This window comes from Spirillospora sp. NPDC049652, assembly GCF_040675125.1.
Classification (GTDB): domain Bacteria; phylum Actinomycetota; class Actinomycetes; order Streptosporangiales; family Streptosporangiaceae; genus Spirillospora.
Window position 1 is genome coordinate 1 of sequence record NZ_JBFAOF010001525.1, and the last position, 1,147, is coordinate 1,147.

Here is a 1,147-nt window from a genome sequence, read left to right on the forward strand (position 1 = left end):
GACGACGTCGGCGAACGCCCGCCGCGCCAGGATCGCCGCCACCGCGCCGCGCACCAGGTCGGGGTTCCCGCGCGGGCCGACCGGGATCTCCAGCGGGTTGGCGAGCGAGCTGCCCGCGCCGAGGCCGAGCCCGCGCAGCTCCTCGACGACCGCGTCCGGGAAGCCGGGCAGGTCGAGGGACGCGCCGTCGAACACGTCGGCGGCGAGCACGCTCGCGCCCCCGCTCGGCCCGATCACCAGCACGCCGTCCCCGCGCACCGTGCGGTGTCCGTGCAGGTCCAGGGCGTCGAGCGCGCCGATCAGGTCGTCCTGGCTCCGGACGAGCGCGGTCCCGGTCTGGACGCCGAGCGCGGTCCAGACCCGGTCGTCGCCGATCATCCCGCCGGTGTGCGAGGCGGCGGCCGTGCGGCCCTGGTCGCTGCGCCCGCCGACCAGGGCGACGACCGGGCGGCCCGCCGAGCGGAGCGCGTCGAACAGGCCGCGCCCGTCGCGCGGATCCTCCAGGTACAGGCCGATCGCGGAGGTCCCCTCGTCGGCGGAGAGGTGGCGGAGCAGCTCGGCCGGGGTGACGTCCAGGCTGTTGCCGACCGTCGCGACCTTGGAGAACGCCAGCCCGCGCCGCTCCCCGACCTTGACCACCTCGCCCGCGAGCCCGCCGCTCTGCGACACGACGGCGATCCGCCCCGGACGGCCCGGCGCGCCGCCGAGGAACGTCTGCCCGCCCGCCGGCGAGTAGACGCCCATGCAGTTCGGGCCGAGCAGCCGGACGCCCGCCTCGCGCGCCGCGGCCGCGAGGTCGGCCTCCAGCCCGGGCTCGCCCATCTCGCCGAAGCCGCCGCTCATGACCTGCACGAACGGCACCCCGGACGCCTGCCGGACCACGTCGGCGCACTGCTTGGCGGGGACGGCGACCAGCGCGTAGTCCACGTCCGCCTCGGCCAGGGACGGGACGCACGGCACGCCGTCGATCTCCTCGGCCGACGGGTGGACCGCGACGAGCCGACCCGCGTAACCGGCGGCCTTGTAGAAGGTGAGGAACATGTTCCCAAAGTTCGGCCGCTTCGTGGACGCCCCCACGACCGCGACGCCGCGCGGCGCGAACAGCCGGTCGAAGTCGGTGACCGGAGGCCGCTCGGCTTCGGCGGTC

1 protein-coding gene is annotated in these 1,147 nt (G+C 76.5%); it reads right to left on the reverse strand.

Annotation, left to right across the window (positions count from 1 at the left end; all coding sequences use genetic code 11):
* Positions 1–1,147 (reverse strand): CoA-binding protein (locus AB0J52_RS41655; RefSeq protein WP_500188807.1); only part of this gene is annotated, 1,147 nt, incomplete at both ends.